The 7,094-nt window shown below is 64.4% G+C and carries 6 protein-coding genes and 1 pseudogene; 1 reads left to right on the top strand and 6 read right to left on the bottom strand.

Annotation, left to right across the window (positions count from 1 at the left end; translation table 11 throughout):
- The 6 genes from EOA36_RS21660 to EOA36_RS21635 form a co-directional block, all read right to left on the bottom strand.
- On the bottom strand, positions 1 to 1,173 hold a 1,173-nt coding region (locus tag EOA36_RS21660; protein ID WP_245464432.1), incomplete at its 3' end, for a phosphoenolpyruvate carboxylase.
- Positions 1,170 to 2,069, bottom strand: coding sequence for a succinate--CoA ligase subunit alpha (gene sucD, locus EOA36_RS21655; RefSeq protein WP_127279352.1), 900 nt, complete (start codon positions 2,067 to 2,069; stop codon positions 1,170 to 1,172). The genes EOA36_RS21660 and sucD, both read right to left, overlap by 4 nt.
- A 14-nt stretch (positions 2,070 to 2,083) precedes the next feature.
- Positions 2,084 to 3,268, bottom strand: a complete 1,185-nt coding sequence (locus EOA36_RS21650) for a malate--CoA ligase subunit beta (RefSeq protein ID WP_127279351.1) — start codon at positions 3,266 to 3,268, stop codon at positions 2,084 to 2,086.
- 51 nt (positions 3,269 to 3,319) lie between these two features.
- Positions 3,320 to 4,270 carry a CoA ester lyase gene (locus EOA36_RS21645; RefSeq protein ID WP_127279350.1) on the bottom strand — a complete coding sequence of 317 codons (951 nt, stop codon included), beginning with the start codon at positions 4,268 to 4,270 and terminating at the stop codon, positions 3,320 to 3,322.
- A 10-nt stretch (positions 4,271 to 4,280) separates the two neighbouring features.
- On the bottom strand, positions 4,281 to 5,471 hold the full coding sequence (locus EOA36_RS21640) for an aminotransferase class V-fold PLP-dependent enzyme (protein ID WP_127279349.1): 1,191 nt from the start codon (positions 5,469 to 5,471) through the stop codon (positions 4,281 to 4,283).
- Between the two features lie 121 nt (positions 5,472 to 5,592).
- A complete protein-coding gene (locus EOA36_RS21635; protein WP_245464433.1) occupies positions 5,593 to 6,162 on the bottom strand; it encodes a response regulator transcription factor in 570 nt (189 codons plus the stop codon).
- Positions 6,163 to 6,654: 492 nt separating this feature from the next.
- Here EOA36_RS21635 and EOA36_RS21630 point away from each other — a divergent pair.
- Positions 6,655 to 7,094, top strand: a pseudogene (locus EOA36_RS21630) (magnesium transporter); the annotation flags it as partial.

The raw sequence follows: 7,094 nt of genomic DNA, 5'->3' as shown, positions 1-7,094 counted from the left end.
CCTGAGGTCGAGCGAGACGGTGCGGAAGCCGAAGCTGCCGACCTGCCAGAGCAGAGGCTGGACGAAACGCCTGGCCACCGCGCGCCCGCCGATTGCTTCGAGAACGCTCGACAGCCCCTCCAGATCGGCACGAAACGCGTCCGGCGACGGGTACGCCGCCGCACCGCCGTCCCGTGTCGCCTCCAGCCGGGCAAGCAGGGCCGAAGCGAATTGGCGGAGCGGTTCGTCAGGGTTGCGGGCGTTGATCCCATCGGCCTGTCGGCTTTTATCAAGCGCCGTTTGCAGCACCGGCTTGAAGCTCGCCGGCAGGTCGATGACGTTCGAGCTGGCGCTGAGCACCGTCACCAGCCGCTGCATCTGCGCCAGATACCAGCCTATGGCCGTATCGCGGTATTCGGCCAGGGCATGGGCGGTGACGGCGGCCGTCACATTCGGGTTGCCGTCGCGATCGCCGCCGATCCACGAGGCATAGCGCATGAAGGAGGGGATTCTGATCGGCGCTGCCGGATAATGGCGCTCGAGGGCGCCTTCCAGCTTGCCATAGAGCTGCGGCGTTGCCTCGAAGATGACTTCACGAAAGAAATGCAGGCCCCAGGCGATTTCGCGTTCGACCGTCGGGCGCTCCAGCCGCAGCTCGCCCGTCATCCACAGAAGCTCGATCTCGCTTTCCAGATCGGCGACCAGCAGGTCGCGTTCGCGCGGCGCCCAGCGCGGCTGGTCGAGTTCGGTCAGCTTGCGGTAGATACGGCGATGGATCTCCAGCACCGTGACGCGTTTGGCCTCCGTCGGGTGCGCGGTCATGGTCGGGCCGACGCAGAGTTCGTCGAGCCTGGCCTGGACCTGCTCCGCCGAATGGCCGTTCGCCGCCATCCGCGCGATCACGCTAGCGAAGGAGCCGGGCACGTCGTCGACACCGGTGCCTTGTTCGAGTTCGCGGCGCGCCCGCATGGCGAGCAACTCGTCGGCAATGGCGAGCAGCTGGAACCAGACGCCGCTCGCCTGAAGCGCCGGGATGCGCTGCTCCGCGGCAAGCGAGACAAGCGACCGACGTCCGGTCAGAACGGCGGCGATCTCCGGCTCCCGCGCGCTTGCGACCTGAAGCAGCAGGCGCAACAAGAGGCTGCGCTCGTCCTCCCGAAATTTGATGCGTCTGCTCTGTTCCAAACGCTTCAAGCCGCCTTCTTCGTTCGCTCCAAAGTCTCGGCCACGACGTCGCCGAAGGACGACGGCGTCGGCACGATGATGACGCCGGCCTCTTTCAGGATCTCGACCTTCTCCTGCGCGGACTCACCGAAAGCCGAGATGATGGCGCCGGCATGGCCCATGCGGCGGCCTTTCGGGGCGGAAAGCCCGGCAATGTAGGCGATCAGCGGCTTCCTCATATTGTCGCGCGCCCAGATCGCGGCTTCGGCTTCCTGCGGCCCGCCGATCTCGCCAATCATCACCACGGCGTCGGTCTCGTCGTCCTGCTCGAACAGCTTCAGAACGTCCTTGAAGGAGGAGCCGTTGATCGGATCGCCGCCGATGCCGACGCTGGTCGAGACGCCGATGCCGAGCGCCTTCATCTGCGAGGCGGCCTCGTAACCCAGCGTGCCCGACCGCCCGACTATGCCGACGCGGCCTGGAAGGTAGATGCTGCCGGGCATGATGCCCATCAGCGCCTGTCCCGGCGTGATGATGCCGGCGCAAGTCGGCCCGACCAGCCGCATGCGGTCCTCGAAGCGGTAGCGGCGCATGTAGCGCTTGACCTGCATCATGTCCTGCGAGGGGATGCCGTCGGTGATGCAGACGCAGAGTTTTATTCCCGCGTCCGCGGCCTCCATGATCGAATCGGCGGCGAAGGGCGGCGGCACGAAGACGATGCTGGCCTCGGCACGGGTTTCGCGCACCGCGCCCTTGACGGTGTTGAAGATCGGCAGGCCAAGATGCGTCTGGCCGCCCTTGCCGGGGGTGACGCCGCCGACGAGCTTGGTGCCGTAGCGCTTCATGTCCTCGGCATGGAATCTGCCGATCTTGCCTGTGAAACCTTGCACGATGACGCGCGTGCTGCGGTTGAGCAGGATTGCCATTTTTCTGTCCTCCCTCAGGCTGCTTTTTTCTTGGTGGCCGCGCGCCATGCGGCGACGGCTTTTTCGGCGGCTTCGGCGAGCGTGTCGGCGACAATCACCGCCTCGCCGGAATCGGCCAGGATCTTGCGTCCTTCCTCGGCCCTGGTGCCGGACAGCCGCACCACCAGCGGCACGCTGACGCCGACCTCGCGGATCGCCTTGATGACGCCCTCGGCAACCCAGTCGCAGCGGTTGATGCCGGCGAAGATGTTGACCAGGATGGTTTCGACATTCTTGTCGCCGAGCACGGCGCGGAAGGATTTCGCCACCCGCTCGGGCGAAGCGCCGCCGCCGATGTCGAGGAAGTTGGCCGGTTCGCCGCCGGCGATCTTGATCATGTCCATCGTCGCCATGGCGAGCCCGGCGCCGTTGATGATGCAGCCGATATTTCCGTCGAGGCCGACATAGGACAGGCCGCGGTCGCTGGCGAAGGTTTCGCGCGGGTCTTCCTGGCTCTTGTCGCGCAATTCGGAGATTTCCGGCCGCCGGAACAGCGCGTTCTCGTCGAACGACATCTTGGCGTCGAGCGCCACCAGGCTGCCGTCGCGGGTCACCACCAGCGGATTGATCTCCAGCATCGAGGCGTCGTAGTCGCGGAACACCTGATAGCAACTGAAGATGGTCTCGGTCGCCTTGCCGATCAGACTGTCCTCAAGCCCGAGCCCGAAGGCGATCTCGCGCGCCTGGAAGCGCTGCATGCCGACGCCCGGATCGACGGTGGCGCGGATAATGGAATCCGGCGCGCTTTCGGCGATCTCCTCGATCTCCATGCCGCCGGCGGCCGAGGCGACGATCATGACGCGCTCTTCCTTGCGGTCGAGCACGAAGCCGAGATAGAGCTCCTGCGCGATGTCGACGGCTTCCTCGAGATAGAGGCGCGAGATCAGCTTGCCGCGCGGGCCGGTCTGGTGGGTCACCAGCTTGCGCCCGAGCATGGCTTCGGCGGCGCTGGAAATCTCCTCGTCATTGGCGCAGAGCTTGATGCCGCCGGCCTTGCCGCGCGCGCCGGAATGAACCTGCGCTTTCAGCACCCATTTGCCGCCGCCGATTTCGCGCGCCCGGTAGGTGGCCTGCTCGGGGCTGTAAGCCAGGCCGCCGCGCGGCACATGCACTCCATGCCGGGCGAGCAGCTCCTTGGCCTGATATTCGTGGATGTCCATTTTTTCTCCTCCGCAAATCGTCAAAGTGCCGCGACGCGCGGCCCTCGTTGGCTAATTAAGCTGGCCGGCGCGTTCGATGGCGTCGTTGACCACCAGCACGTTGCGCGCCATGCGTTCCGAAGCGGCGTCGATCATCTTGCCGTCGAGTGCGGCGGCGCCTTTGCCTTGCGCCTCGGCTTCCTTCAGCACCTCCAGGATGCGGCGGGCGCGCGTGACTTCCTTCTCCGGCGGCGAGAACACGTCGTTGGCCAAAGCAATCTGCGAGGGATGGATCGCCCATTTGCCTTCGATGCCGAGTGCGGCGGCGCGCCGGGCGGCCGCCTTGTAGCCTTCCGGATCGGAGAAATCGCCGAACGGCCCGTCAACGGCGCGCAGACCATAGGCGCGGCAGGCGACCGTCATTCGCGACAGGGCGAAATGCCACTGGTCGCCGGGATAGTCGGGGTTGAGGCCGCCAATGTTGACGGTGCGCGCCTTGTTTGAGGCAGCATAGTCGGCAACGCCGAAATGCATCGCTTCCAGCCGGCCGGGCGTCGCGGCAATGGCCTCGACATTGGCCATGCCGAGCGCGGTCTCGATCAGCGCTTCCAAGCCGACACGGGTCGTGAATCCCTTGGCCATCTCGATCTGGTTGACCATGGCCTCGACCATGTAGAGATCGGCCGGCACGCCGACCTTCGGCACCAGGATCGTGTCCAGCCGGTCGCCGGCCTGTTCCATCACGTCGACCACGTCGCGGTACATATAGTGCGTGTCGAGGCCGTTGATGCGCACCGAGACTGTCTTGCCCTTTGCGCGCCAGTCGATGTCGTTGAGTGCCTGGATGATGTTCTTGCGGGCGCGTTCCTTGTCGGGCGGAGCGACAGCGTCCTCGATGTCGAGGAAGACGAAATCGGCGGCGCTGTTGGCCGCCTTGTCGATCATCTCCGGGCTGGAGCCGGGAACCGCCAGCTCGCTGCGCTGCAGCCTGAGCTTCTTGAGATGGTTGATGGTGTGGCTCATCTTCTCATCCTCAAGCGGCTTCGGCGACCGGCACCGCGGCCGAGGCGCGGAAATGCTGGATGGCGGCGCCGACTCCGGACCCCGGCGCCAGCCGCACGCCGCAATCGAGCAACGCCATTTCGGCCGCCGACAGCGAGGCCAGCACCATCACCTCGTTCAGCCAGCCGAGATGGCCGATACGGAAGACCTTGCCAGCCACCTTGTTGAGGCCGCCGCCAAGCGACGTCTGGTACTTCTGGTAGGCCTTTTTGACGATTTCAGCGCTGTCGATGCCTTCCGGCACGAGGATGGCGCTGACCGTGTCCGAGTGCCATTTCGGCGCCTTGGCGCAGAGTTTCAGCCCCCAGGCGTCGACCGCCTTGCGCACGCCTTCGCCAAGGCGATGGTGGCGGGCAAAGATATTCTCCAGCCCTTCCTCGGCGATGAGGTCGAGCGAGGCGCGCAGACCGCGCAGCAATTGCGTCGCCGGCGTGTAGGGAAAATAGCCGGCATCGTTGGCGCGGATCATGTCCTCGAAGGAGAAGAAGCAGCGCCGGTGGGTGGCGGTTCTCGAAGCGATGAGAGCCTTCTTGCTGACCGACAGGAAGCCGAGGCCGGCCGGCAGCATGAAGCCTTTCTGCGAACCGCTGACGGCGCAGTCGACGCCCCATTCCTCCTGGCGGAAGTCGATCGAGCCGATCGACGAGACGCCGTCGACGAAAAGCAGGGCAGGGTGGTTCGCATCGTCGAGCGCCGCGCGGCAGCCGGCGACGTCGCTGGTGACGCCCGTCGCCGTCTCGTTCTGGGTGCAGAAGATGGCCTTGATGCGGTGCGTCTTGTCCGCCTTCAGCCGCTCCACATAGAGCTCGAGCGGAACGCCGGTTCCCCATTCGCAGTCGATCACGTCGACCTCGAAGCCGAGCCGCTCGGCCATGTCGACCCACAGATGCGAGAACTGGCCGAAGCGCGACATCAAAACGCGGTCGCCAGGGCTGAGCACATTGGTCATCGCCGCTTCCCAGGCACCGGTACCGGAGGACGGGTAGATGAAGACGCGGCCGGTTTCGTTCTTGAAGACTTTCTTGATGTCCTCGAACAGCGGCACGGTGAGGCCGGGGAAGGTGGCCGCGCGCATGTCCTCCATCGGCAGGTTCATCGCCTGCCGCACCTGCTCGGGAATGTTTGTGGGCCCTGGGATGAAGAGATGAGTGAACCCAGCCATGCGCGAACTCCTCCGATCGTTTTGGATTGTGGAGGAAGTGTCGCGTCGATACGGCCGGCCAACAACACCTTGCCGGGTAAGTAGTTGGCCCGCGCGGGTGGGGTGCTCCTACCCGGTTGGCCTACCCGATAGGTGACTTGGGGCTTCGGCGCTTCTCGCTCGAATAGAGCGCTACCGCCATGGCGCGGTTGCGGACATCCAGCTTGTCGTAGAGATTCTTGAGGTGATATTTCACCGTATTCTCGGAGATGCCGGTCCGGGTCGCGATCTGCAAATTGGTCCAGCCGTCGGACAGCACCGCCAGCAGTTCACGCTCGCGCACGGTCAGTCGAGACAGAGGCGTGTCGTTGACCTTGTTGATGTCGATATAGGGAATGCAGATGCGGCCGTGCGCGACCGCCAGGATCGTGTCGAAGATGATGGCGGGATCGTCGAACTGGAAGCAGTAGCCCTGCGCCCCCAGGCGCACGCACTGTTTCAGGATGCCGATGTCATGGTCGTTTGAAAAGATGGCGATGCGAACGTTGAGCTTGCTGCCCTGGACCTCGGCCAGGACGTCCCCGCCGTCCATGTCAGAGAGCTTCCAACCGATCACGGCGACATCGAACTCCTGTGCCGTGGCAAGCTCCAGGAAATGCCTGCCGCTTTGTACCGAGGCCAAAAGTTCGAACCGCCCGTCGCATTCCAGCATTTCGCGCAGAGCCGATATGACGAGCGGATTGCGTTCGGCGACGACCACGCGAACGCGCCGCTCTTCGATTGCCTTGTTCTCTGTCCGTGACCTGATCTTCAAGGGCTTCTGGCTTTTTTGTTGCGGCCTGGCGGGTCCTGGCGATGCCTGGACCTGCGTCATGGTAATTCTGCCCCAATGGCGCGAGGGTGCTCTTTCCCCAGCGACATCAGCTGTCGCGCCGCCGGAAGCCGAAGGGCGCCCTTCTTTTGATGAAATCGATAGTCCGTGCGCGCATGACAACACGGCATCGGCGAAGCCCGACGTGAGCGGGCAAGCATGCGTTTGACCTGAGATTCCCGAGCGTTAGAAGGCCATGTTGCGAAGTTGAAGCGTGTTGGGCCGACGTCGCTTTTGCACAGGCACCGGGCCGAAAACCGGTTTCCACTTTGCGGACTCATGGTCTAGACCTGATTTGCACCTTTTCCGGGATTCTGATGGCGGGAGGCGCTGGTGGAAGGCCAGGACGAACGGACGACGGGCGCCAGGGCCGCCGACGAGCACCACGCCGACATCTATGGCGAGGACGGTGCCGTCCTTTCGTCCTTCCTCGCCCGGATTGGTGCGGCGATCGCCGACCGCGACACGCTGACCCTCAAGCGTGAAGTCGACGACCTGCATCAGTCGGAACTTGGCGACCTCATCGAGGCGCTGCACCCCGAACAACGGCTTGCCTTGGTCGATCTGCTGGGCGCCGACTTCGATTTTTCCGCTTTGACCGAGGTCGACGAGGCGATCCGCATGGATATCGTCGACAACCTGCCCAATGCGCAAATCGCGCAGGCGGTGCAGGAACTCGATTCCGACGATGCGGTCTACATCCTCGAAGACCTCGAGCCGGAAGACCAGGACGAGATCCTGTCGCAACTGCCTTTCACCGAGCGGATCAGGCT

It is taken from the genome of Mesorhizobium sp. M8A.F.Ca.ET.021.01.1.1, from assembly GCF_003998025.1.
GTDB lineage: Bacteria > Pseudomonadota > Alphaproteobacteria > Rhizobiales > Rhizobiaceae > Mesorhizobium.
The sequence above is the reverse complement of the archived record's forward strand: the minus strand, read 5'-3'. Positions and strand labels throughout refer to the sequence as shown.